30 protein-coding genes and 1 tRNA gene are annotated in these 24970 nt (G+C 56.6%); 11 read left to right on the top strand and 20 right to left on the bottom strand.

All coding sequences use genetic code 11. The features are described from left to right. Positions 1-21 precede the first annotated feature (21 nt). From FDZ78_RS01810 to FDZ78_RS01715, 20 genes are all read right to left on the bottom strand, one after another. The gene (locus FDZ78_RS01810; protein WP_136408975.1) at positions 22-1302 is read right to left on the bottom strand and encodes a hypothetical protein; all 1281 of its coding nucleotides are present in this window, start codon (positions 1300-1302) and stop codon (positions 22-24) included. 540 nt (positions 1303-1842) lie between these two features. Next, positions 1843-2763, bottom strand: a complete 921-nt coding sequence (locus FDZ78_RS01805) for a hypothetical protein (protein ID WP_136408974.1) — start codon at positions 2761-2763, stop codon at positions 1843-1845. A 4-nt stretch (positions 2764-2767) separates the two neighbouring features. Continuing rightward, positions 2768-4621 (bottom strand): reverse transcriptase domain-containing protein, encoded by a 1854-nt coding sequence (locus tag FDZ78_RS01800; RefSeq protein WP_137426172.1) that lies wholly within the window; start codon positions 4619-4621, stop codon positions 2768-2770. Continuing rightward, positions 4575-4997 carry a four helix bundle protein gene (locus FDZ78_RS01795; RefSeq protein ID WP_136408972.1) on the bottom strand — a complete coding sequence of 141 codons (423 nt, stop codon included), beginning with the start codon at positions 4995-4997 and terminating at the stop codon, positions 4575-4577. Before FDZ78_RS01795 ends, FDZ78_RS01800 begins: the two co-directional genes overlap by 47 nt. Positions 4998-5124: 127 nt before the next feature. Continuing rightward, positions 5125-6327: a hypothetical protein gene (locus tag FDZ78_RS01790; RefSeq protein ID WP_137426171.1), complete on the bottom strand. Its 1203-nt coding sequence runs from the start codon at positions 6325-6327 to the stop codon at positions 5125-5127. A 57-nt stretch (positions 6328-6384) separates the two neighbouring features. Beyond that, the gene (locus tag FDZ78_RS01785; RefSeq protein WP_136408970.1) at positions 6385-6747 is read right to left on the bottom strand and encodes a hypothetical protein; all 363 of its coding nucleotides are present in this window, start codon (positions 6745-6747) and stop codon (positions 6385-6387) included. After that, positions 6744-7022 (bottom strand): hypothetical protein, encoded by a 279-nt coding sequence (locus tag FDZ78_RS01780; RefSeq protein ID WP_136408969.1) that lies wholly within the window; start codon positions 7020-7022, stop codon positions 6744-6746. Before FDZ78_RS01780 ends, FDZ78_RS01785 begins: the two co-directional genes overlap by 4 nt. A 25-nt stretch (positions 7023-7047) precedes the next feature. Further along, positions 7048-7716 (bottom strand): DUF6046 domain-containing protein, encoded by a 669-nt coding sequence (locus FDZ78_RS01775; protein WP_137426170.1) that lies wholly within the window; start codon positions 7714-7716, stop codon positions 7048-7050. An 8-nt stretch (positions 7717-7724) separates the two neighbouring features. Next, positions 7725-9932: a phage tail tape measure protein gene (locus FDZ78_RS01770; RefSeq protein WP_136408967.1), complete on the bottom strand. Its 2208-nt coding sequence runs from the start codon at positions 9930-9932 to the stop codon at positions 7725-7727. Positions 9933-9949: 17 nt separating this feature from the next. Continuing rightward, the gene (locus FDZ78_RS01765) at positions 9950-10153 is read right to left on the bottom strand and encodes a hypothetical protein (protein WP_104403993.1); all 204 of its coding nucleotides are present in this window, start codon (positions 10151-10153) and stop codon (positions 9950-9952) included. Positions 10154-10176: 23 nt separating this feature from the next. Continuing rightward, positions 10177-10536, bottom strand: a complete 360-nt coding sequence (locus FDZ78_RS01760) for a hypothetical protein (RefSeq protein ID WP_136408966.1) — start codon at positions 10534-10536, stop codon at positions 10177-10179. 65 nt (positions 10537-10601) lie between these two features. Further along, complete coding sequence (locus FDZ78_RS01755; protein WP_136408965.1) at positions 10602-11060, bottom strand: hypothetical protein; 459 nt, start codon at positions 11058-11060, stop codon at positions 10602-10604. Between the two features lie 19 nt (positions 11061-11079). Next, positions 11080-12267, bottom strand: a complete 1188-nt coding sequence (locus FDZ78_RS01750) for a DUF2586 family protein (protein ID WP_136408964.1) — start codon at positions 12265-12267, stop codon at positions 11080-11082. Beyond that, positions 12267-12623, bottom strand: coding sequence for a hypothetical protein (locus FDZ78_RS01745; RefSeq protein WP_136408963.1), 357 nt, complete (start codon positions 12621-12623; stop codon positions 12267-12269). The genes FDZ78_RS01750 and FDZ78_RS01745 overlap by 1 nt, the downstream gene beginning before the upstream one ends. Positions 12624-12636: 13 nt before the next feature. Next, a complete protein-coding gene (locus FDZ78_RS01740; RefSeq protein WP_136408962.1) occupies positions 12637-12864 on the bottom strand; it encodes a hypothetical protein in 228 nt (75 codons plus the stop codon). A 172-nt stretch (positions 12865-13036) separates the two neighbouring features. After that, a complete protein-coding gene (locus FDZ78_RS01735; RefSeq protein WP_136408961.1) occupies positions 13037-13483 on the bottom strand; it encodes a hypothetical protein in 447 nt (148 codons plus the stop codon). A 6-nt stretch (positions 13484-13489) separates the two neighbouring features. Further along, positions 13490-13996 (bottom strand): N-acetylmuramoyl-L-alanine amidase, encoded by a 507-nt coding sequence (locus FDZ78_RS01730; protein ID WP_136408960.1) that lies wholly within the window; start codon positions 13994-13996, stop codon positions 13490-13492. A 6-nt stretch (positions 13997-14002) separates the two neighbouring features. Beyond that, positions 14003-15073: a hypothetical protein gene (locus FDZ78_RS01725; protein WP_240743519.1), complete on the bottom strand. Its 1071-nt coding sequence runs from the start codon at positions 15071-15073 to the stop codon at positions 14003-14005. Between the two features lie 38 nt (positions 15074-15111). Further along, a complete protein-coding gene (locus FDZ78_RS01720; protein WP_136408958.1) occupies positions 15112-16065 on the bottom strand; it encodes an HK97 family phage prohead protease in 954 nt (317 codons plus the stop codon). Positions 16066-16164: 99 nt separating this feature from the next. Further along, positions 16165-16238, bottom strand: a tRNA-Met gene (locus FDZ78_RS01715). A gap of 153 nt (positions 16239-16391) precedes the next feature. On the opposite strand from FDZ78_RS01715, the gene FDZ78_RS01710 reads away from it, so the two are divergent. From FDZ78_RS01710 to FDZ78_RS01660, 11 genes are all read left to right on the top strand, one after another. Continuing rightward, the gene (locus tag FDZ78_RS01710) at positions 16392-16856 is read left to right on the top strand and encodes a terminase (RefSeq protein WP_136408957.1); all 465 of its coding nucleotides are present in this window, start codon (positions 16392-16394) and stop codon (positions 16854-16856) included. A gap of 3 nt (positions 16857-16859) precedes the next feature. Further along, the gene (locus tag FDZ78_RS01705) at positions 16860-18401 is read left to right on the top strand and encodes a hypothetical protein (RefSeq protein WP_136408956.1); all 1542 of its coding nucleotides are present in this window, start codon (positions 16860-16862) and stop codon (positions 18399-18401) included. 20 nt (positions 18402-18421) lie between these two features. Continuing rightward, positions 18422-18670 (top strand): hypothetical protein, encoded by a 249-nt coding sequence (locus FDZ78_RS01700; RefSeq protein WP_239654418.1) that lies wholly within the window; start codon positions 18422-18424, stop codon positions 18668-18670. Between the two features lie 11 nt (positions 18671-18681). After that, the gene (locus FDZ78_RS01695) at positions 18682-19113 is read left to right on the top strand and encodes a phage protein Gp36 family protein (RefSeq protein ID WP_136408955.1); all 432 of its coding nucleotides are present in this window, start codon (positions 18682-18684) and stop codon (positions 19111-19113) included. 33 nt (positions 19114-19146) lie between these two features. Continuing rightward, entirely contained in the window at positions 19147-20106 is a 960-nt protein-coding gene (locus FDZ78_RS01690; RefSeq protein WP_136408954.1) for a hypothetical protein, read from the top strand. Next, positions 20106-20744 carry a hypothetical protein gene (locus FDZ78_RS01685; RefSeq protein ID WP_136408953.1) on the top strand — a complete coding sequence of 213 codons (639 nt, stop codon included), beginning with the start codon at positions 20106-20108 and terminating at the stop codon, positions 20742-20744. The genes FDZ78_RS01690 and FDZ78_RS01685 overlap by 1 nt, the downstream gene beginning before the upstream one ends. Positions 20745-20748: 4 nt before the next feature. Then, the gene (locus FDZ78_RS01680) at positions 20749-21987 is read left to right on the top strand and encodes a DUF935 family protein (protein WP_136408952.1); all 1239 of its coding nucleotides are present in this window, start codon (positions 20749-20751) and stop codon (positions 21985-21987) included. Between the two features lie 110 nt (positions 21988-22097). After that, positions 22098-23501 carry a phage minor head protein gene (locus FDZ78_RS01675; RefSeq protein WP_240740316.1) on the top strand — a complete coding sequence of 468 codons (1404 nt, stop codon included), beginning with the start codon at positions 22098-22100 and terminating at the stop codon, positions 23499-23501. 129 nt (positions 23502-23630) lie between these two features. Then, entirely contained in the window at positions 23631-23843 is a 213-nt protein-coding gene (locus tag FDZ78_RS01670) for a hypothetical protein (RefSeq protein ID WP_104403612.1), read from the top strand. Positions 23844-23855: 12 nt separating this feature from the next. Further along, positions 23856-24326: a phage virion morphogenesis protein gene (locus FDZ78_RS01665; protein WP_104403613.1), complete on the top strand. Its 471-nt coding sequence runs from the start codon at positions 23856-23858 to the stop codon at positions 24324-24326. 1 nt (position 24327) lies between these two features. Continuing rightward, positions 24328-24930 (top strand): hypothetical protein, encoded by a 603-nt coding sequence (locus tag FDZ78_RS01660; protein WP_136408951.1) that lies wholly within the window; start codon positions 24328-24330, stop codon positions 24928-24930. Positions 24931-24970: the final 40 nt, after the last annotated feature.

Below are 24970 nucleotides of genomic sequence, written 5' to 3'. Positions count from 1 at the left end.
ACCGCCCCTCTTTTTTTGTCCCTAATCGGCAGAGAACCCACGGCGCACCACGGTCTTGTTGGTCTTCTTGTCGAGATGAAACCAAAGGCGGTATTTCATACGCGCCATCTCGCCGCCCGCGCTCTTGAACGTCTTCCCGGCTGCGGCAAACTGCAACGCGATCCGCGCATAGCAGCAAGCCTGTGTCTTGGGCTTTGTGCCTTTCTTGGAGGCCTTGACGCGAGTGCCGACCACTTTGTAGAGTCCGTTCCCGGCGGCGATTTCTGACAGACTCCCGCTTGCCACAATCATATCCGAGCAGACAGATCCGAGTTCCTTTCCGATAAGGGCATTGTCCTCCTTGTCGGTTACGCCTATGCACTTAGGCACATACCAGTTGTTAGGTGAGGAGGTGGAGAGTATCACGCCCTTGTAATGCACGTATTGGTTCTTCGGTTGCCGGAGCATGGATTTCCCTTTCCATGCGGCGTTTGTGCCTGTCGTGCCGCCGGAACGACGCTTTCGGCTGCGTTTCTTCTTGCGGAGCAGCACAAGTTGAACCCCCTCCGGGATAAAGCCGTGGCGCACATAGACGGTCGATCCTTTCACAACCTTAACGTCGATATGCAGGTTTTCCGTAACCGGGTAGAAACCTCCCCACGTCTTTGCCGCGCTGTTCCAATAGCGGACGTAGCGGCGCAGGTCGGGCAGGATCTGTTCCTGCGTGATGTTGTTCGCGCTGTGGCGGTAGACGTTGATCGTGTATTCCTCCGCGCCGTTCAGAGCGAAACACCCCTTGCGGCAGTTAAGACGCACGTTGTCCTTTTGCGCGTCCAACTGAACGCGGGTGAGGCTGTCGGTAGACAATACGGTGAGTTTCTTGGCGAGGTCGCTGTTGACGGCGGTGTAGTCGAGCAGTTTCTTTGCCAACTGGTCGTTGGTTTCTATCATCGAGAACCCGGAGGCCGGATATAATCCCGGCACGTTCTTTGTATATGTCGGCACATATTCGGCGTAACGGTAAATCCGCGCCTCGCGGTAGGTCGTGCCGTCGGCCACGATGTTCTCGGTTGTCTCCCGGATCTGAATGCCGTTGCCCGGCTTGGCTGCGGCCTTGAAGCGCAGCACCTCGCCGTCTATCACCACAACGCCGTCGGCGGTGGCCGTAGGTGCGAGCAGGATGTAACGTTTACCGCCTATCCTTGCGAATGCCTGTAAAAAGGTAATCTGGTCTTGTATGAACGACAGCCCCTGCGTCGATAATGGATACAGGCCATTGCCACCGTTTGCGACCGCCGTTGATAAATATTCCGCTCTGTTCATTGCTTGAGTTTGTTGGGGTGTAAATCGGAGTTTTTGAAAGGATTCTGTATTGCTCCACAATGGCCTTCACCTTGTCGAGCTGCGTTGTGTAGATGTTGTTGGGGACGCGCACGATGAACGAGTTCTGCGGCGCGTTGAGCCGCGCTTCGTCGGCGAGCAACGGTGTCGGATGTTCCGGCGGCTCACCCTCTACGGGCTTGCGGTTCTTCTTCTCGTCCACGGCGAGCAACTGGTTCGGCATCGTCGGGTCTTTTGCATAGACCCACTCCCCCTCGTATGCCCCCGCGTCCTCGATCTCAAACCCTTTTTTCAGATTGAAAGCGTCGTTGAGAGCGGCGCGGAGATAGCACACCTGCCCGTTGTGGCTCAACCTGTATATGTGGTCGCCACGCGCCCGCAGGAAGCGCGGGTACAGCCCTGTGTCGTCGCCGAGGTAGAGCGGCGAGCATAAGGCGCGGCAGAAAGCGAACACCCGGCGCAGACGCAGGAACGTCGGCAGCATGGTCGCTATCCACTTGTCGAAATCTATGTCAAAAATCATCATTCGGCCACTTGATAGGCACGGCCTCTGACCGTGAGGTTCTGCAATGCGTAATAACCCGAATAGGGACGGCGGTAGCCGACGACACGCGAGTAAGCCTCCGAGCCTCCGGCTGCGGCCTCCACTTTCACGATGTCGGCCACGCGCACTCCCTCAATGGACTGCAAAGCGGCCATAAGGTCGGAGTTTCGGTATTCGCCGTTGAAAGGCAGCTTGGATATGACACCGCTCACGGCCTCGGTTATCACGTCCTTGCCGTCGCGCAGCAGCCTTATGGCCGTGTAGCCGTCCGCATCCGGGCGACCGTTGCCTGTGGGCTGCGCCGTGAGTATGGCCGGATCATAAAGCACCACGAGTTCCACGCGCATATTGTCTGCGGGTTCGTTCAGCACCTTTATGGCCACTCCCGCGTCCTTTATCTGCGAGAGGTAGCCTTTCAGTCCGGCGAGGTCATCGGGCTGCAGAGGCGTGGGCTGGCCGTTGTTGCCCCTCGCGGCAACCTTGATGAACACCTGCGTGTTGTCCTCGGTGGCGACCGCGTATTTCACCACACGTGCCTTTTCGATGTCGGCCTCCGTCATTCCCGACGTGTCGTAGTAGTCGGCCACGACCACGCCGTCGGTCATTATGAGATCCTTGCCGCGCATATAGGCGAGGGTCTTTGTAACGTACCAACGGAGCGTGTGCGGGCGCAGGGCATCTATCCTCGCGTCCACCTCCTCGCGGTGGCGGTCGAAAAGTTTTTCGAGCAGCCATATACAGGAGGCGACGACGTAGAACATCAGGCTCTCCAGCGACACCGGCGAGAAAGCCTTGTCAAAGGATTGGTTCTCTTTCAGTCCGTACCCTGTGCGGATAGCGTCCTGTGAGATGAAGGTCTCGCATATCTGAGCCTTTATCTCGGCGATTGACCGTGACATCGCCTCACGCTTTGTTGAGCGCGGCTATGGCCGAGCGGTAAGCGTCGAAATCAATCTCCGGGCGCGGTGCGTCGCCGTAACGCAGGTCGAGGTCATACTGAATGTCGGCCACAACTCGCTCCGGGTCGGGAATGCCTAAGTAGCGCATTTCAGAATAGGCCACAAGGCCGCTGTCAACCTCCTTGCCCTGCTGCGGTTCCTCGGCGGGAGGGGGTGTGCCGTTTTTGGCGGCGCGGCTCAACGCCTTGCGCTTGCGGAACGCGGCGCGTTTGTCAACTTCGGGGATTGTTGTCTTGACAGGCTCGTAGTCCCAACGAACAATGCAACCCCTTTTGCGACCGGTGTTGAACTGCTCAACGGCAGGGAGCGTCTCCCCGCTGAAAACTCGTGCTGTCATTCGCTTTGCTTTTGGTATTCTGTTTCTTGATGCTTGTTTACGCTTGCGGCGGAGCATACGCTTCACGCGCTCGCGGTGTTTGTATTTCTGTTTTAGTATTATCTTGGTGAAGTCCCATTCCACCACAATGTATTTCATCCACGCCTCGGAGATCCTACCGCAGAAAGCCCGGCGCATACCATATTCCTGTCCTTGCCGCATGAGGCCGAGATAGGAGTTGATGCAGCTCACGAAATGCTCCGCGTTGGCTTTGCACCATGCCGCGCCGCGCTCCTCGGCCTGTCGGTTGAATCCGTGCAGACGGCACATCGCTTTTCCGAGGGTGCGGTTGGCGATGTAGATGCGCTCTCCCTTGATGACCGTGCCGAGGAATTTAACGCCTTTCTTGTAGTGCTGCAGGTAATACTTTTTCGGGTTTACCCTCACCTCGGCTGTCTGCCACAGGTGTTCCCTGATAAGCGGCATAGCGAGTAGCAGTTTCTCCTTGTCGCAGTCCACGGTGGCCGTGTCGTCCACATAGCGGTCTATGTCGAGGCCGAGGGTCTCGGTAAGGTAATGGTCGGTCTCGTCAAGCAGAAAATTCGCCACGAGCTGCGAGGTGATGTTTCCGATCGGGAGGCCGTACCCCTCCGGCACGGTGAACAGGCTTTTGTTCGGAGGCAGTTCCTCCCACTTGCGCGGGTCGCCCTGTATGATGCACCCCTCCGCCGGGGAGTTGAGCAGAGTTACCTGCGTGAGGTAGACAAGCGTCTCCACGTCCGCGCACTTGTACCGCTCCCGGATGAAACGGCAGAGTTTATCCGTCACCATCGCCCGGTTTATCGACATGAAGAAACCTTTGAGGTCATATTTCAGAACCCAGCAGTCGCGGGTGTAGTTCTCGGATTTCTCGCGTATGGCCTCGTGCAGATGTTTCACGGCGGCAAGCGTACCCTTACCCTTGCGGCAGTTGAAACTCGCCGGGATGAACTGCGCCTCGAAAAGCGGTTCTATCCGCTGTGCGATCCAAGTCTGCACTATCCTGTCCCGGAACATCGCCGCGAATACCTCCCGCAGCGTCGGCCATTCCACGAGGAACGTGATCGAGGGCTGCGGCCTGTACCGTCCGGCCTGTATCTCTTCGCGCAGTTTCAGCAGTTCGGCCTCGTAGTGTATCTCAAAGGCCGCAGCCGCCTCAGTCCACGCCTTGTTGCGGCGGCACTGATAATAGGCGGACAAAAGACTGTCGTAGCCTATGGCGATATGTTGTTCCGGTTGGTTGTTCATTTTCCGTTGAAATTCCGACACCGCCCGCACGTCGTTAGTGTTGTTTCTGTTGTTGTTGATGTTGCCATTGTAGTTGACAACCCACGAGCAGTAATCTTCTGTGACTGGCTTGTTCCTTGCTCTTAATGAGAGCGCACAGACCTTTTCATTAAAGAAAATCGCGCTTCCGTAAGCCGTGGCCGACGGAACACTCACTCTTAGACACTTTTTTCGCCCTTTCAGCCGTGGCCTTGCGCCACGACCCGAGCTGCCCGGATATATCGGCCATAAGCTCCGACAGACTTGTCTGTTTCTGCAATGGCAGCACCCGCGCCTCGTTGCACAGCCGCATATACGTGTTCAGCACCGTGAATTTCGTCAACGCCCGGTCTATGTAGACAACCTTGTGCGCCACGTTCTGCTCATCCCACGCATACACTATCAGCGCGATCAGATCCGTTGCAGCGTCCAACGTCTTCTCCCAAAGCCACCGTCGGTATTTCACAGGCACGTTGTCGCTGAGGCCGACCATCTGCTGTATCAGCCTGTAAACGCTCTTGTATGCCCCGGCTGTCGCCGCGCCGTTTGCCATTTCAGTTAATTTTTTAATCGTCTGCAAAGTTACGAAAATTTTTTCGACCGGGCTTCGCCCGGTGTCGCTTTCCCTCTGCCCGGTCGCCCTTTAAGGGGGCGACCTCACCAAAGGAAAGGAAAAAGGTTTAATATTCAAAATGAAAAGCCGACACCGCCCGCACGTCGTTAGGGTTGTATCTGGTGTTGATGCTGTAGCCATTGACGTTGACAACCCACCCGCAGAGAGAATCGTACACGGAACTTGACCACCAATACTCCCAACGACCATTCGGCTGAGTCCATTGGCCAGTCGTTCCCGGCTTAATGTCGGGAAGAAGAAAAAAGCCCTCTTCTCCCGCATCGGTGTGCTGCTGTATTATAGCGTTGATGGCCGTGCGGTTCAACCACATAATATATAGCTGTCCCGCCGAGGGCAAGAATCTCTGTTCGTCATAATCGGACGGCGACGAAGCCGCCCATCTCGCTGCCGTATGCGTCGGGCTGAATCCGAGTATTTTGGCGGTGTTCATATTTCCGTCCATATCGGTGCGGGCTTTCTCTATTGCCGCATCATAATCGTGGGCGGTCGATCTCTTTTGAACGGCATAGTCCATCAGCGGGAACAGAGTGTTGCGGTCGCGGCTGTCGCACCACTCCATTGTTTTATCAGAGAGGCTGTTTTTGCCTATGGCAAATGTCGTTTCAGCGGTTGACACAAGAACGCCTATATACCACCATCCCTCGTTTTGAGGATATTTTTCGGAGTCTTGCGCCCAAAGATATATTTCTTCCGGCACCTCCTCCATTCTCATAGGAGTAACGAATGGTATCGCTGTGTAGTATTCATCCTCCCAACCGTCATCGCCATAATGGGCGAGATCGGTATGGCCGAGTGCCCATACCCCCACAGGGAAGTTCCACAGTCTCACGTCGCGTTGCTCCGCCACAGCGTCAAACACCAGTTGGAACGACGCGCCGAGGCCGTCTATATGGGACGAGACCGCATATTTGAAGCCGTGCGGCACGTCAAACTCCACCACGCCGTCCGCATCTGCCGTGAGCTCCTGTCGTGGCATTGCCGTGCAGGGGAAGCCGCCGATGGCAAACACGTCAAGCCGCACTGTCGCTCCTTCGGCACTGACTTTGCTTTGGCCGTCGCAAGCCGTAACCTCTACACGCACATGTTCCCTCGGTATCTCGCCGAGGGTTTCCACCACCTCGGCCACGGCTTCGGTGAGACCTGCGAGTGTCCCGCCTACCATCTCCGGCGTGATTGATTTCGGCATTACCGCCTCGCGGATCTCTGCCGACGTTGCCCGCAGTTCGTCGGGCTTCCAGTCCTGTTTCATATTGTCTGTTTATGATGATGTTGTTTGTAATGCGTCTGTTTTCTCTCCTTTCGCGCCTTACGAGAATGCCGCCGTGAACGCGCCTGTGAACACAGCAGCCCTTGTCTGCTGTTTCTTCACAGGGTCGGCCTTGATTGTCATGTAGTCCGGGACTTGTATTATAACAGGTCGGTTGAGCAGTCCCGCAAGCGTCTTTTCGTTTACTGCCGTCGCCGGGCATATCCCCTCGGCGGCGTATTTCTCGGCAACCCTCGCGTCCGCAACGTCCCCGGCCTCCCACGCTATTTCCGTGCCGTGGCCGAGTTCCCCGGTCACGCTCAGTCCGTTGCGCAGAGCCAACGCCCAAACGCCCTCCACCGAGCCTGTCGCCGCCAACGCTATGTCAACGAGGCATTGCCCCTCTCTCGCCGTTGTCTTCATTCCACCGTGATTTTTCCGTTATCACTCACCGTTACCCGGTTCACGGCCACTCCCGCCTCGCGGCACATCTGCCGCGCACGCGCAGCCCACATCCTCCCGGCAAGGCCGTGCTGCATCTTGCGGATCTCCCCGCCGAGCAGCGGGTGTTCCCGCCACTCTCCACGGTTAGCCACAAGAACGTGTTCTATCGTCTGCGCCTCCGTCCCGGCCACGATGCAGCCCCCGCCCTCTATGGCAAGGTCGCCGCAGTTCTCGTATGTCGTAAGTCCGTTCATCGTTTGAAAGGTGTTTGAACGTCGGTTAATAATCGGTTGATTCTATCACATACTCGGTGTCGCTCAACGCCGTTATCTCTATCACCTGCCTGTTAGAGTGCGTCATCTGTTTTGCAGAGAACCCGGTTACGACTATATGGCTTATCCCGAACAGGTCAAGGAACGCCGAGCTCACCTCCAGTGCCTCCGGCCTCTCCATTATCTCCCGCAGCTGCGCCACAGCCCGCTCCGGGTATTGGTCGCATATCCTGCCATCGTCGTCCACGGCGACTATCCCCACGCTTATGCTCAGTTGGTAGTCGCCGTCGGTGATATACTCCTTTATCGTTCCGGCGCGGCCTACAAGCGCGGTCTTCACCACCTCTTTTTGCAGGCTAACGTTCACCGTCGCGTCGTTGATCAGAAGCAGACCCTCTCCCGGAACTTTCACCACCATGTCCGTAAGCGCGGTGCGGCCAAGCCAATAGTCGCCGCTCCCGCTCCACTTCTCCTCGGCCTTGTTGATAGCCGCGCCCCCCTCGGTAGTGCCGCCCCCCATCGCGTAGCCTGGCAGCGTCCCGAGCTTGTAGTCCTCGTTTTTCTGCGCGTCCCTCCCTTTGTTAGGTCGCAGCCTGTAAGCGAGTCCCTTTGCCTGTATCGCCACCCCGGACGCTATGAACCGGGCATTGATTATTTCAAACTTGTATTCCTGCATGATCTGTATTATAGAGCGTAGTTTGCATCGTTGACAGCCGAAAGAAGAGCCTCGGCCACCGCATCCTTTATCCTCTCCTTGCTTTCGGAGAGATTGTTGGTCGTTATGGTGAATTTGTCGATAAGGCGGTCAATGGTGATGTTTATATTCTTGACACGGTCGGTCTCTTTCGACGCACTGCCGCCGACACTGCCGAGGGCATTGCCGATTGGTGAACCGCCGCCAAGCCCACCTCCGTTACCGACGGGATCGGAGCTGCCGTTTCCACCGCCGGAAGAATCATCGTCTGGCTGCTCCGGGTGGTCTGCCGCCCAAGAGCGGTCTGCGGCCTCCCTGCCGAGCCGGGCTATCTTGTCGAAGTTGAGTTTGGAGGCTATCCAGTTGTATTTGTCGATGAACCAGTTTATCAGAGCGTAGAACTTATCCCGCACCCAGTCAATGATTTTGCCGAAGAAACCTTTTATGGCGTTGGCTACATTCTTGAAAGCGGTAACGAGCGGCTTGCATATCGCGCTCACCTTCTCGACCACGGCATTGACTACCTTAACGACAAAGTTGCGGATCGCGGCTATGAATGAGCGGATCTTGTTTACCACGGCCATAAAGACGTTGGCGACTTTCTGTGCCATTGACTTTATGCCGTTCCACAGGCCGACGAAAAACGCGGATATTCTTTGCCACAGCCCGGACAGCCATTCCCACAAAGCGGAGAACAGGGCTTTGATGCCCTCCCACGCGGTAAAGACAGCCACGCGGAAGCCGTAGCACTTATCCCAAAGCTGCTGAATTATGGCGATGACTGCGGCAATGGCGGCGGCTATCCACCCGACAATGGGGATGTTCATAATGGCGACACCTATTGAGCGGCACACGTTCTGCGCGAGAACCTTGAATGCGAGCCAATAGCCGCCGGACGCGGTTATGGCTATATTCTGCATCATCAGACCCGCGACAACGTTCCGTATCGAGGAGACAACGCCTGTGAACGCGCCTTTGAAATTCACGCTCCGCAGAAACATGACCGCCTTTGCCGCGCCGTAGATCAGCGGCACGAGTTGGGAGAGCGGCACGAGCGCACCCACCACGACCTGCGTCCATATACCGAGGTCGCCGCAGGAGTTGAATATGGAAATTTTTATGTCGTCGAACTTCGCCTGTACCCGCGCAAGACGCTCGTTGTAGGTCTCCATAATGACCTTGCTCTGCTCCACGGCAGTATTGGTGCCGGATATGGCGGCAGTCCATTGCTCCACCTTTGGAATGCCCTGCACGAGAGCCATTGCTGCTGCGGAGTTCTCTTTGCCGAACAATTTGCTGAAAAGAGCGTCGTCGGCCATTACGGGTTTGAGTACCTGTAGACGCTCGGCAAGAGACTTTGATTTGTCGGTGAGGTCGTTTACACTTATCCCGGCTGCGGCGAGTTCCTCGCGCACATCCTTTGGCAGAAAGCGGCCTTGCGCGAGAGTTGACATGACATTTCGCAGGGCGACACCACCCTCCGAACCTTTCTTGCCCGCCTTGTCAAGAACCTGTATCGCGGCGTTGGTTTCGGCAAAAGATACCCCGGCGGCTTTCGCGGCCATACCGCACTGTTCCAACGCCACCTTGATAGTGGGCAGTTCCGCAGAACCCTCACGTCCGGCAGCGGCCATTATGTTCATCATGTCGGCCATCTGCCGGGAAGCCTCCATCGGGTCTTCAAGCGATACGCCGTATTGGTTCATGGCCGTTGTCAGAACTTCGGCGGCAGCGGTGGTGTCGCCGCCCATCGTCTTTGACAGAATGGCGACGTTGCGTCCCATCGCGTCGAGTGCCGCCGTGTTCTTGGTGAGTTCCGGCGACAGTTGCGACAGCAGCAGTTTGTATGATTCGACCGCGCCGGAGGCCGACACACCGAATTCCCTTGCCGTGGATCGTGCGAAACGCTCCACGGTTTCAAGTTCTCTCCCGGTCGCGCCGGATATGGCCTGTAAGTCCGCGAGCGAGGCGTTAAGTGCCGCGCCGGGAGCGAGTGTCTCGTTGAGAGTTTGGCTCAGATTGCCGACATACTGCGTGAATTGGTTAAGCGCGAGTATCTTCCCCTCGAATGTGTCCCACAGCGACGTGGTCGCACGGAGATTCCGTTGGAGGTTCTCGACACCTCCCGAAATCTCGGCGACCACGGCATTGCAGTTGCCGCTTATGTTGAAAGCGTAATTGAAGTTGTAATTGCTCATTCAAAGGTGGCTTTGCATTATAGGCTGCATTCGGCATCTGCGGGTGAGAATAATTTTGCGAGGATTCTTGCCATGTTTTCAAGACGGAAGTTTTCCAGCCACACGGCCTGTTGGAACAGCATAGCCCACCTTTCGTCGGTGAGTGTCTCCGGGTCTGTCCCGAAGTTGGCGCGGATCAAGGCGCACCCTTTCGCTATCTCTCCAGGGTCGTCGTCCTCCACGCCCCCGGAGAGTTGGTGCGCCTCTACAAGTTTTTTAGCTTAGACACGCACTTCCCGAAGATGTTCTGCAGTTCCCCGGTCGCCTGCATCTTGTAGACCGCATCGCTCTTCATCAGAGGCGACCCGCCGAGCCAGCAGTTGTCAAACAGAACCTCGGCGGCTCTCACCTCGTTCTGCTTGGCCGTGGCCGAGAAAGCCTGCATCGTCTTCATGTCCGGGCGGTGGAAATAGCCTCGGTGCAGCTCCTCGAAGTCGGTGTCGGCCACCTCTACCTCCACCACGCGGCCATGCTTCCCTTTCCACGTGGCTATCTGCTCCTCGGTGATGTCGCCGTTTACTACTGTGAAATTCTCTGTGTTGATGTCGATTGTCTTGTTATCCATATCGGTTTGAGATTGTTGTTTCTGAAAAAGTTCGTGTTTCGGGTTTCACACTCCGGGTTTCCGGCTTAAACGCCGTCGGGCTTGCCGTATTCGACGCTGCCGGGGAGCAGTTCGAGTTCCACCTGCTGGTTCATGTCCCCCTCTTTCCAGTCGCGTTTGTTTTCCGTGAACTGGCAGTTGCGGATCTTGTCGATGACAATGATGCCGTTGGGGGGAAGATAGGCCACCTCGATGTCGAAAGGCGCGATGTCCTGCATTCGCCCGGTCGGGGAGGTGCGCGAAATCGCCACAACCTCGCTCATGTAGAGCGTGATTTTCGCCGAGGGGGTTATGCGTCCGTAGCTGCGGCTTACCGGGTGTCTCCCCGCGCCGTAGTTGTTCTGCATGTCCTGTTTGTCGCCGTAGGCTATCGCGGTGATCCCGGTTACGACGATGCCGTTTATGCAGGTCTTGATGTTGCCCCACGAATATTCCTCGCCGTTGATAAGCGGGATTCCGTTATAGGCCGCGTCCAATGTGTTCATTCTTTTGTCGCGTTAATGGTTATACACTTGTGGCGTAACCTATTTCAAGGTCGAGGTTGCGCATAACTCCCACGGCCACGTTCTTTATCACTCCCCGCACACGCGAGGTGGCGAGTATGTTCTGGTCGGGGTCTATGTCGAAGCGGTAGCCGCTCAGCTCCCCGGCCTTTGCCATCTCCTCCAGTGCCTTGTTGCCTGTGGTGATGAGATGCTCCACCGCCGTGCGCTCCAGTTTCCCGGTGTCCGCGTCCACTTTCATAGGCCGTCCGAGTTTGGGCAGCAGGTAGGTGCGCACACCGCGCACGGCCTTGTCCATCGTGCGCACGTCGTTGATATAGGCGTAGTCGCTTGTAGGAATGTCGAGGGTGTGGTTGTCGTTGAAGAAGCACCCGGCGAGGCCGTCGTAGGTGCGCAGGAAAATGTAGCGCGAGTTGTCGAGCGTTTTTATAACTTCGTCGTCGAGATCGCGCAGTTTCTTGCCGTCGCCGAAAGCGGCCACTGCTATGTTCGTCGGGAACGATTCCACCCACGCGATGCTCTCGTGTACCTTTGCCTTGCTCACCGCGCCGAGTGCGTCGCCGAGTGCCGACACGCTCGCTTTGGCGGCGTTGGCCGCGTCGCGGTAGAGCTCGTCGGCCACTCCCGCGCCGTCCTGTCCGATGATGACCGACACGCCGTTGCGTCCGATCTTTGCGAGGTCTGAGGGGAGCGCGGTAACGTCGGAGACTTTCGGCGCGTAGAGTATCGACAGCGGTTTGTTCTGCGCTTCAAGCGTGGTGCGTACCGATTGCAGGGAGTTGACGAGGGTGTCGCTCAGCTCCACCGCGCCGTTCCACACGCCCACCTGCCGCAGACGGCCTCCGGCATGGTTCTGTATCTGCTTGATTTCCGAAAAGGCGTTTGTTCCGGCGGCGGGCTTGAAGATGCCCACATACAGGCTCACGCCGGGATTCATATTGAATATCGAGGCGAGGGTGTAGTGAAGCACCCTTGTCTCCCATGCCTCCGCGTCGGCGGTGATGCCGTATTTCTCGGCGGTCTCCGGCGATGATATGGCGTGGATGCGCTCTGTTGCGGTGAAGCCGTCCACGCCCTCGGTGGCCGTCGGCAGGGTTGCCGAGTAGAACACGAGGCCGCTTATGTGGTCTTCACCAGCGAGCGAGCGCACGATGTTGCCGTTTGTCCGGGTAATGGTGAGATTCTGCATTATTCGTCGGTGTTGGCGGGTTCGTTGTCGGTATCATTCACTGCCTCCCCGGTCAGTTCGTCCACCTCCGGCTCGGTGTCGGAGGGTGCGGCAGGCTCGGCGGTGTCGGCCTTGCTCTTTGCTGCTGCGGCTTTCAGCGCGGCAGTCCTGCGGTTGGTGGAGTACACCTCGCGGTTGGGCAGGGAGTTGGCGTGGTTCTGCGCGTCGTTGCGGGTGTAGAACGCCGTGCCGTCAGAGGTTACGTGTACCTCGTTTATGTCGGGATTGAGGCGCAGGGTCTCCTCGGCTATCCTGGCGGCGGCTTTCGCGGCCACCGTCGCCGTGGATTTTTCTGTTTCTTTTGTCTTTTTTGCCATTGTCGTATGGTGTTTAATGTCTGTTTGAACGGTGTTTGATAATTATGGCGATGACAGCGAGCGATACGAGGGACAGGGCTATCGACACCCAAACGAGGGTTTTGTCCGCGCCTTTCTCCTCCCGGCTTTCGGCCTCGCTCTCCCCGGACGTTTCGGCCTCGATGTCGGTCTGCGTGGCCTCGTCCGTCCGTGAGTGAGCCTCGCATTCGGTGGCGGTGCTGTCGCTCTTGGCGGTCTCCACCTTTGCCCGGCTGTCGCTCTGGCTCCTGGTCTCGTGACGCTCCCGGATGCGGGCTGACAGCGGCGGGGTGCCTGTGACGCTGTCCGGCGGCTGCGTCGTGTCGAATATCTCGGTCACGCGCTCGGTGGCCTCGTCCCTTGTCTCCTCGCGTTGAAGCCATGCCGCGAGCCATTCATTCAGAAGCCGCTCCGTGCGCATCGCCGCGCTGTCCTGCAGGTGGGTCTCGCCCGATGTCGTTTCTGACTGCGACGAGTGCGTTTGTGACCGCTGCTCCGACATCGCTTTTCTTGGCGCGGCGCAGCTCATGGCTGACAGGACAATCGTCAGCGTGAGGACATGAATTGATTTTTTCAATCGCATTGGTGAGGGTGTCTACTTTTTCCTGTAACTGAATCATATCCTTGCGCAGCGGCTCGACCACAAGTTCCATAATCATCTCTATGGCCTTTTTGTCGTTGTCGAGTTCACGCCCGCGCACGTCGGCGAGCGTCTTTTTCACCTCGGCGCGGAGCTGCTCCACTTCTGCCTTGTGCTTGGAGCGCAGGAATATGGCCGTGAGTAATGCCGAGAGCGGCGCGGTGATGATCGCCACCGCTGCGGCAAGGATCGTTTCAGTCATTCAGCGTTATTGTGTTATGCCGATTTCTTTGAGCCATGCGGCAACGTCGAAACTCGGACAGGCTTTCATCCACTCGTAAGGCTCTATCACGCCGTTGCCGTTGAGGTCGGGTGACAGGTCGCGGTGACCGATGATTTTTACATTAGGGTGCTTGGCGTGGAAGTCGCGCACGTATTTTGCCATTGCGCTTTTCTGCGCCGCCGTGCGGGAGTCTTTGGGGTTCATGTTTTTGTCGCAGCCTCCGGCATAGACTACGTGGCGGCTCACTGCATTGTAGCCTTTCGCGCCGTTGGTGATTTCCCACGGATCAACGAAGTTGTCCTCGTTGTTGTCGACTATACGCTCCACCGTGCCGTCGAGCCGGATTATATCGGTATAGCCGGGTTTGCTCCACCCGCGACCGCCCGCCGATTTGGGAGAGGTGTGCATCCGTCGTATGTCGGCGGCTGTCACGTCGCGTCCCTCCGGGGTGGCGGTGCAGTGCAGAACGAGATATTTCAGCGTTTGTTTCATACCTGGTTATGCTTTCGGTGCGCTCACTATCGCGCCGAGACCCTCGGCCTTTGTCGGCAGACAGATTGTGTAGGTGCGCATGGAGAAAAGGTTTTCCTGTGTAGTGGGGTTGGCTGCGGCCTCCTGCAGATAGGTCTTCGTCGAGCCGTTGGCTTTCATGGCGCGTTTGAGCGAGAATGCGACGGAGCATTGGCGGTCTGTGGCTGCCGGGACTGCGCCGTAGGCCAGTTTCTTCTTCGTGGAGGTGTTGTAGTGGGGACATGCGTCATACTCGTACACCTCGAAGCCGTACATGCGGTTTATCGCGCCGCTGTCGTAGTTGTAATACTGCGAGGCGAATTTCTGATCCTGCTCCAGCAGGTCGGCCACATGGTCGGCGCACAGCACGAGGATGCGCCCCTCGGCGGGTATCCTGGCCTTGTCGAAAGCCTTTTTGAGCGCGATGATGTCGCGGCGCGTCAGTCGCTTGCGGTCGCCGTCAACCTCGCCTGTGGTGAGCAGCACCGGGGTCTTGGCCGTGTTCTCGGCGGGTGCGAGAGAGTGGATTGCGCGGCTGAAACGCACCTCGTCGAATGCCTCTTTGTGGCGTTCTATCACTGAGGCCATCTTGTCATGGCCGAGCGCGTGAAGCTCGTCGTCGGTGATGCGGGTGGGCTTGCTCTGGTATTTGTCGAGGCGCACGGCGATGTCGCCGTCTTCGAGCGTCTCGACCTCCAGCGGATAGGAGGTGTTGTTCACAAGCACTTCGGGATCTACTCCCACATCCACCATGTGGATAACGTCCTTTTCCACATATTGGTCGTAGCTGCGGATCTTGTTATACCACCCGATTGCGGCGGCTGCGGTGCGGAATGCCTTTACAAGCTCGCCTGTCCACGCTTCGGGATAAAGCCCGGCGCGGAGCGCGTTGGCGGGTGCGAGACCGCCTATGAGCGACGTGCCTACCGCAACGCCGTTGAGCGTCAATGCTCCGGCGAGCGGCGAGACACCCACGGCCACACCGAGGGTCGCGCCCATTGCGGAGGTCAGCGCAACTCCGATAATCATGCCCATAAGGGCGAGAAGAAATCTTTTCATTCGTCTTTTGTTGATTGAAAATGTTTGTTGAGTTGATGTCAGTTGAATTTGGGTGCGAAACCGAAATACTCCTTGTAGAGCCGGGCATACTCCTCGCGGTTATTGTCGCGCAGGTCGGCAAGCTGTTCGGGGGTTGCCTTGTCCCATGTAAGGGTCGCGGTGGGGGCTGTGCCGCCTCCGGCGGGACGCACGAGGTCGAGGGGCTTCTGTGCGGGCTGCATGTCGTCAAGGAGCGTGTTGAGGGTGTCAAGGCCGACGTTTTTGCCCAGCACGATGTATTTCTCTTTCTTGTCAGGGGTGAGGCGTTTTTCCTTGATTGCCGTGTCTACCGCGTCGGTGATGCGGGCGAGGGTCATAGCGGCCTTGTCTTCCTGTAATTTTGTGATTGCGGCCACTGCTTCGTCCTCGGTGGCGTTGGGCGCGAGGCCGAGTTTCAAAAGGATCTTTTCCATGTTCTTTTTGATGTTGTTATTTGGGGGTTGTTCTGTCTTTTCTTCGTGTACGGTGAGGTTCAGAAGCGGCAGGTGGTCGCTTTCCTCCCCGGCGGCGAGGGTGAGCAGTTTCCCCTCGTGATATAGGCCGACCTGCAGCGCATCGTCATTCGCGCCTATATCCACCACCGACACCTCTATGAGTTTGCTTTTGGTTACGGTCGGGCGCGTCTGTCCGGCCACAAGAAGCGTGGGGTCTTCGCTCCATTCCATGATGTCAAGCCCGGCGGAGAGCATACGCAGCGTGCCGCGCTCCCATTTCTTCGAGATGTTGCGCTCGTCCTCGGTGTCGTCGTCGAATTTAGGCGTGCCGTAGAGCGTATCCCCCTCCACGCGCACATTCTCCATGATCCCTATCGGCATATCCTCCTTGCGCCCGCGTCGGTGCATATACAGGAGTACCGGGTTCTTTTGGTATTGCGTGAGGTCTATGCCCTCGGTCAGTACCCTTGCGCCGTAACTGTTGAGGCGCGGGGTCGATATGATTGCTTCTTTCGGCATTGGCGTGATAATGATGAAAAAATGTCGGCGCGGCTTGTGTGGCACTTCACTGTGTGAAAACCCTGTGCCGCCGCGCCGACGGATCGCAAAAGGGGGTTGTGGCGGAGGCGGGACTTGAACCCGCGACCTCAAGGGAATGAACCTTGCGAGCTACCCGGCTGCTCTACTCCGCGATGTCGTTTTACGGTGCAAAGTTGGGGAGGGTTTACTGCCCTGCAAAACAGAGTGTAAAAACTTTACACTCTATTTTCTCGCGCCGTCCGTTTGTCGCAATTTTGCACCGTAAAATCAACATTGATACAACCCGAAAACATCATTTATTATGAATGGCAAACAAGGTTTCAACAGATAAAAAGGAGTTCGCCGAGGCTCTTTTCATGCAGGGTATGCCGCAAAACTCTATCGCCGAGAAAGTCGGCGTGTCGGCCAATACCGTAGGCAAGTGGGTAAAGGACGGCTGCTGGGGTGAGAAACGCGCTGCGATGTCTATTACCCGCAAAAGTCTGCAGAATGAACTGCTCTCGGCCATAAAGGACAAGATAGAGGAACTGCGAGACCTCGACATCTCCAAGTCCGCGACGGTCGTCGATCAGCTCGTGAAACTCTCGGCCACTATCGAGCGTCTCGACAAGGAGGCTTCCGCTGTCGATTTCATCGAGTGCTTCATGGCTTTTGGCCGTTGGCTCGAATACCAGGCGGAGACAGACCTGGAGATTACGCCGGAGTTCCGTAAACTTGTCAACAAGTATCAGAACAAGTATATACTTGAAATGCTCAGCAGCAAATTGTAGCGTATGGCAAGGAACACCGCACAGAACCGCAAGGAGGCGATCGAGCAGTGGAAGCAATGGTGCGAGACCGTGCAGACGCGCTCTGTCGTGTCTGTCCGCGAGACCCCGGCGCAAAAGGAGAAACGCATCGCGTATCTCCTCGCCGACTATGGCCGCTTCTTTTCTTACTATCTCGCGCACTACTGCGACGACGAGGAGACAGGGAAGCATACCGACTGCGCACCGTTTCAGATAAAGGCGGCGCACACGCTCCGCGACCATCCTACAATCCAATATGCCGCGCAGTGGGCGCGAGGCCACGCGAAGTCCGTCCATTTCGATGTCGGCATTCCCATGTATCTCAAAGCCCTCAAAAAACTGCACCTCATGGTGCTTGTCGGCAAGAGCAAGGACAATGCCGAGACGCTCCTCGGCGACATACAGGCGGAGTTCGAGTTCAACCAACGCTATATATCCGACTTCGGGGTGCAGAAAGTTACAGGGTCGTGGGAGACAGGAAAGTTCGTAACCGCCGACGGTCGCGCTTTCTTCGCTCGCGGTCGCGGCCAGTCGCCGCGTGGTCTCCGTTACAAGAAGTACCGCCCGGACTATATCGTGATAGATGACCTCGACGACGACGAACTTGTAAACAACCCCGACCGCGTGGCGCGGCTCACAAAGTGGGTAAAAGAAGCCCTGTTCGGCACGCTCGACGGTGGCCGTGGCCGTTTCTGTATGGTCGGCAACCTTATAGGCAAAAACTCTGTCCTCGCCAATTTCATGGCCTCCGACGGTGTCGTGGTCTCTAAGGTGAATGCCATTGACAAAAACGGCAAACCCGCGTGGGCTGCTAAGTGGTCTATCGAGGAGATACGTGCCGAGGAGCGGTTCATGGGTTATATATCGTTCCAACGCGAGAAGATGAACAACCCCATTACCGAGGGCAGCATCTTCCGCAACGATTGGATACGTTGGTGTCGCCCGCTGCCTCTCGCCAAGTACGATTATCTCGTGTGCTACTGCGACCCCTCGTTCAAGTCCACCACCCGCAACGACTACAAGGCCATTAAACTGTGGGGCAAGACAGGCACGGATCTCCATTGCCTCGCGGCTTTCGTCCGCCAATGCTCCGTGGCCGAGATGGTGGGTTGGTTCTATGACCTCCACGAGAAGATTGTAAAGGCCAACGCCGTATGCTCCTATTATATAGAGGCCAATTTCCTTCAGCAGATTCTCCTTGACGAGTTCGTGCGCGAGGGCAACGAAAGAGGCTATCAGCTCCCGATTTTCGGCGACACGCGCAAGAAGCCCGACAAGTTCCAACGCATAGAGGCCATTTCCCCGCTGTGGGAACACGGCCACGTCTATTATAACGTGCGCATGAAGAATGATCCCGATATGCGCACAGGCATAGACCAGACGCTCTCCTGTGAGCGTGGTATGTCGGGACACGACGACGGCCCGGATGCCGACGAGGGAGCGATTTTCATTCTGCAGGGGCTTACCCGGCAGCAGAGGTTCAAGCCCTCCGTGGGTCGCCGCAAAGCCCCTAAAAATTCATGGTAACAATTCAACACTTCTCCTATATGAAATTATTCCGCAACATCAGAACCTACTTCCGTGCGGTCGTTTTCGACTGCCGTCTGCGCCATTGCCGACGCGAGGCCGACCGCCGACGCGCCGTCTCCGGGCAGAAGCATCTTGTCATTAACCTTAACGGTCGCCCTGTGGTCGTGAGCAAGCAGCATATCAAGCGGCTTGTGCGCGAGGGTGTCTACCGCAAAGGAGTTACCGCCGCAGACATAGAGGCCATCGCGATTTACAGAACCGTCTAATCCCTGCTCCGATGTCTTTTCTTACCAACGACGATTACCGGGTAGTTACCTGCCCGTCCGACCTTGAAATTATCTGCCAGTCCTCCGAGGATATACGCCGACAGGCCGAGCGCACGGCTATGGAGGAAGTCGCCGGATATGTCCGCACCAGATATGACATAGACGCGGCCTATTCAAAGACCGACATTCAGCGTAACCCCCTGCTCGTGCAGCTCACTGTATCAATCGCGCTGTGGTGGCTCGGCCAATGGTTGCCCGGCATGTTGGGAAGCGAGATGCGACAGACGCTTTACGACAATGCCATATCCCGCTTAAAGGATATTCAGAAAGGCAATTTTACGCCGGAGTTCCCCGAATATCCCGACGGCGGCGACCCGGACAGCGGCCTCGGAGGTAATCCGATGCGTTACGGCAGCATGAAGAAGAACGGCTATGACTGGTGATTTGTAAACCACTGTTTAATCAGCATTTGAACGATGTTAAAACTCTGTGCGAAAATAGAGATTAAGGGTGATAAGACGTGGGTCTTTGAGAAAATCACGGCTTGCGAGATCGTGCGCGACAGCGAGGCTCTCACCATCACCTGCAAGCTCATTCTCCCCCGAAAGGTAAAATGGAAAGGCGAGACCTCAAACCCCATAAAGCGCGGCGACAAAATCTCCGTGTGGCTTGGCTATGATGACAACCTCCAACTCGCCTTTACAGGATATGTGCTGCGCAAGGGTTTCAAAGCCCCGATTGAGATTTTCTGCGAGGACGAGATGTTTATGCTCAAACAGACCCCCTGCGTGAAGAAGTCCTACAAGAACGTAGATATTCATACGCTGCTCAAAGAACAGGGCTTGCCATACGACATAAAGGTTCTCGGCGAGCAGAACATCGGGCAGTACCGCGTGAATTTTGAGAACGTGGCCGAGTTGCTCGCTCACCTCAAAGAGAACAACATCCGCACTTTCTTCCGTCTTGAAGACGGCAAGCCTGTCCTTTATTGCGGTGTGCTTTTCGACCACGGCAACGAGATGCGGCAGGTATTCGCCACAGGGGTAAACATCATTTCGGACAGCAGCCTTGACGAGCAGAGAGCCGAGGACGTGAAAATTAAGCTGAGAGTGGTTAGCCTACAACCCGACAACAAAAAGAAAATCAAGGTGGAGATTGGCGATCCGGACGGAGAAAAACGCACCCTGCACTGTTACGGTAAGACCGAGGCCGAGGCAAAGGCGTGGGGTGAGCAGGAGTTGGAGCGTCTCAAACGCGACGGCCTTACCGGGTCTTTTCAGACTTTCGGTCATGTGCTGCTTGATGTCCTCGACGTGATAGGCATTAAGATCGACGGTGAGCGCAAGGGCAAGTACCAAGTCCATAAGAATACCATAACATACGGCAGCTCCGGCTTCCGGCAGGACATTACCCTCGGCGCGAGGGCGGCAGAGTGATGGATATTAGAAACGCGATAAGACAGCTTGCCCTGTCCGGCTCTGAAATGTATCTCACCGTCTGCACCGTGGACGCGGTGGACGAAGATGCCCGGACTATCGACTGCACTCCCATTAACGAGGGTGCGCCGCTCCTCGCCGTGAATTTACAGGCGGATCAGAATCAGACGGTCGGCCTCGTGTCGTTCCCGGCAGTCGGTTCTGAAGTCGTGGTGGGTTTCCTCAATCCCGCCGTGGCCGTAGTGGTGCTTGCGATGGAAATAACAAAGTCTGTTATCACCATCGGCGACACCGAGGCTACCGTCGAGGACAATTCCGTGGTGTTGAAAACCCGGAAAGGCTCGGCCACGCTCACCGCCGACAACCTCAAAATAGACATAGACGGAACGACCCTTGAAATGAAGAAAGGCGTGTCGGTATGGAACGGCGGCAGCGAGACAACGGCAAACGCCACCGAACTGCAGAAGCAGCTTAACATCTGCAAGGCGAGAATCGACGCTATCATTAACGCGCTCAAATCCTCGGCTGTCGCTCCACAGGACGGCGGAGCGACCTACAAGGCCAATATTTCCACCGCGCTCTCCGGCCTCACTTCCGAGGATTATTCAAACATGATTGACGACAAGATTAAACACTGATAAAATGGCAAAAAACAGATACGCCTCGCAGAGGTCGCTCGAATCAATACGCCTCGCCGCTCGCCGCAACAACGAGCGCGGCGGCAGCATGAAGAAGCGAAAAAGCCTCGTGATGATGCTCAACCAACAGACGCAGAGCCTCACCAAACAGGACGTTGCCCGGTGGCGGCGGGCGTGGGCTATGGCTCTAAACATAGAGAACCCCAAGCGCGGAGCGTTGTATTCCATCTATACCGACGCGCTTATTGATATGCACCTCACAGGCTGCTTCACTCAACGCTACCACAAGACGCTGCTCAAAGCCTTTGTACTTACGGACGATGCGGGCAACGAGAACGAGGACGCGGCGAAAATCTTTGAGAGCAAGTGGTTCTACCATTTCCTGCTCAATGCTCTTGAATCTATCGCGTGGGGGCATTCCCTTATCCAGTTGGGCGACGTGATTACCGACGCTAACGGCGTGATGAAGTTCTCCGACGTGGAACTGGTGCCGCGAGACCACGTATGCCCGGAGTATGGTGTGCTGCTCCGCGACCGCTCCGATTCCCCGCAGCAGGGCATTCCGTACCGTGAGGGTGCGTTGGCCGACTGGTGCGTGGAGGTCGGCGAGAGCCGCAACCTCGGTCTGTTGCTGAAATGCGCTCCCCACGCGTTATCCAAAAAGAACATGACCTCCTATTGGGACGTGTTCGGCGAGATTTTCGGTATGCCTATGCGTGTGGGAACTACCACCTCGCAGAACCCCGCCGACCGCAAGCAGATTGAGGTGATGCTCGAGGAGATGGGCGCGGCGGGATGGGCGTTGTTCCCGGAGGGTACGACAATAGACATAAAGGAATCTTCGCGTGGCGACGCTTACAATGTCTATGACAAGCGCATTGACCGCGCCAACTCCGAGATGTCAAAAGGCGTGGTCGGCCAGACCATGACCGTTGATGACGGTTCCTCAAAATCGCAGTCCGAGACGCATCTTGAAGTGTTTGAAAACCTATGTGCCGCAGATGCCAAACTGATTGCATACGTTATCAATGACGACCTTATTCCGAAGATGATCCGCCTCGGTTTCCCTCTTGCCGGGCTTACGTTCAAGTGGGACGATGCGGCCACATACTCACCGGCGGAGCAGCGCGAACTGGAACGTATGCTCTTGCAGTTCTTCGACATCGACCCGCAGTATTTCACTGAAAAATACAAAATCCCGATTCTCGGCGTAAAACAGTCTTCCGGCTCTTTTTTCGAGTAGGGGGTGAGGATTCCGAAAAACAGGAGGCCAAGCCCCGAGACAGACAAAAAGAAAAAGCCGACCATTACCGCCTGTTTAATCAAGCGTTAACCACCCTTTACGAGCCGCAGGTGCTTGCCCTCGCCGGAGGTGTCGGACGTGTGGAGTTCAACCGTGATGTGTTCGACCGCGCCGTGCGCGAGGTCTTCGCTCGTGGCGGCTTCTCCCCGGATATGCTTGCCGACCCCGCCGTGCGACCGCTCGTCGAGGAGACGTACAACGCGCTTAACCGCGCCGTCGATACGGCCATCAATACCGAGACCCCGCCGGAACTGACCGCCGCGCTCCAAAACAACGCTTTCATATTCTCCGGCTTCAAGACCTACCATTCACTCTCGGAGGTCGGCCTTGCGCTCACCGATGCGGACGGCCATGTGAAGCCTTTCGACACGTTCCGCAAGGACGTGGAGGCCATTGATGCCCGGTATAACACCAACTATCTCTATGCCGAGTATAACCATGCCGTCCACACCTCGCAGATGGCCGTTAAATGGCACGATTTCGTGGCCGACGGCGACCGCTACAACCTGCAATACCGTACCGCAGGGGATGAAAGGGTGCGCTCGGAACACGCCGCGCTCGACAATATCACGCTCCCGCCGTCTGACCCGTTTTGGCGCGACTATCTGCCGCCGAATGGTTGGAATTGCCGCTGCGACGTGGATCAGGTGCTGCGCGATGATTACCCGATGTCCGACCCGGAGACGGCCAAAGCCGCCGGGGACGCTTGCACCGATGAGCCGAAAGCCCGGATGTTCCGTTACAATGCCGGACGCGAGATGACACTGTTCCCCAAGAAACATCCATATCTCCCCAAGGGGTGCGGCTCTTGCGACGGTCGCCTCAATCTTGCTTACGACCCCAAGCGTGAACAGTGCCGGGTCTGCCGTGTCGTTCACGAGCAGCAGCGCAGGGTCGAGGCAAAGCGGCTCTATGACCGTCTTTCAAAGGACAGCAAGTATCGGGGTGTGGAGTATGACCCGGTGTCCGGCGGCATGACCGCCGCCCATGTGGGACACAATACCACATCCAATAATGCACAGGTTCTGCGGTGGGGCATGACAGGCGCGGATCTTGAAAATGAGGTGCAGCGGCTTCTGTTCCAAAGCGGCCATTCGGCTATCCTCTGCGACGAGAGCAAGAAGAAAAAGGGTCGGACGCTCCCGGCTCTTGATATGCAGCTCGACGGCGTGATGATGGATATTCGCTCTATAACATCGAAAAAAAGGCATTATGGCTCTGCGCTCCGGGATAAGAACAAGCAGCTTGCGAGATATAATGCCCGCTCTGATGTCCGTATTGCCGCCGATACCGTGTGCCTCTATTTCCACGACGGCAGTATGTACCATCCAAGCAAAATTACCAACGGCGTTAAATGGCTTAAACGGCAGACACGACATTTACAGGTAAAGCATATTGTCTGTGTGGTGCGAAAGGAGGACGGCTCGGCAGATATTCGCCTACATGATGTATAGGCATAAAAAAAGCCCGCAGCGCGGGCAGGTTGCCGCCTCCTCGAAAGAACCCACAGCGGCCTCCTATGGGATTGCAAAGATAGACATTCTTTTTCATACAACAAAATAAACCCCAACACTTTCAACAAAATGGACGAAAAAATAACAGTTACAGCCGAGTTCTCGCAGACCGATGTCGCCGCAGCCCTTATGTGTCTCGGCGAGGAATTGACCCCGGAAAGATGGGAGCAGGTCAAGGCCGCTCCCTCAAAGATAGATTTTCAGAAGATAGAGGACAAGTCCGACCGTATGCAGGTCAAACTCGGCCTTATCTCCCTGCTGTTTCTGAATCTCGCCGATTAGATCCGCGCCGCCATGCCACGCAACATTTACGACGATATTCTGAGCGATGCCCGCGTGAAGCTCACGGAGCTGTTCAAGGACAATTTCCGGCAGCAGGGTTTCTTCGGCGAGAAGTGGGTGGCGACAAAGGCGAGCAAGACAAACAAACGCGGACGCGGCTCTATCCTTATCGTTACCGGGGCGATGCGACGCTCCATCCGTTCGATGATCCGGGGAATGGCCGTGGTCTTCACCTCCGACCGACCATATACAGCCCTGCACAACGAGGGCGGCAATTTCGCCGTTACCGTCCGCTCCCACTCGCGCACGTCTAAGAAGACCGGGAACACATACACCGTGCGCTCACATTCCCGGCAGATGAATATGCCGCAACGCCAGTTCATAGGCGACCACGAAAAGGTGCAGCAAGCCCTCGGCGACATTGTTTTCAAACGGCTGCAGGAGTTCTCGCAACGCCTTGCCGATGACTTTAACCGACATTGATATGAGATTACGCATTTTTACCGATTTAGAGGCGCGTCTGTCGCGTGTCCGTCTCGTGGATGACAAATATATCTACTGCCGACCTAAACGCGACCCTGACGCAAAATTACCGGGAGTTCCGGCCATTAACCATGTCGGCCTGTGGAACGAGAATACGGCACGTCTCACGCAGATGCGTCCGTTCAACCCGCCGGGAATCTTCGTGGAGTTTCTCCCGGTGCTGTGGTCGCCGCTCTCTCGCGGTGCGGTGCATGGCGATATGACTGTGAGGCTGCATTTCGTAACGGCCACGCTCGCGCAGACCGACACGCCTTACCGCGACGAGGCTCTGTGCCGCTTCCGGCTGATCCGCGCCGTCAAACTCGCCTTGAACGGCTTTTCGGGTGGCGCGGATGAACAGGGACGCAGTTTCTCGCAGTTCCAATATTCCGGCTCGGACACCGACCATAACCATGAGCAGATATGCGAGGATTTGGAGGAGTGGCGAACCCACTGCATAGACTGTTCGGCCTCCGTCGATGACGGCTACATTCTCACACCGCGCAATGTTACCCTTGACACAGGCGACATCTTCGCCGACGCTTTCTCCGAGGAGATGGTATAGACACAACACCGCCCGCAGTTTCGGTTCTGCGGGCGGTGTC

Source organism: Duncaniella sp. B8, from assembly GCF_005304985.1.
Taxonomy (GTDB): Bacteria; Bacteroidota; Bacteroidia; order Bacteroidales; family Muribaculaceae; genus Duncaniella; species Duncaniella muris.
Note: the sequence above shows the minus strand (reverse complement) of the source record. Positions and strands in the feature narration are given on the sequence as shown.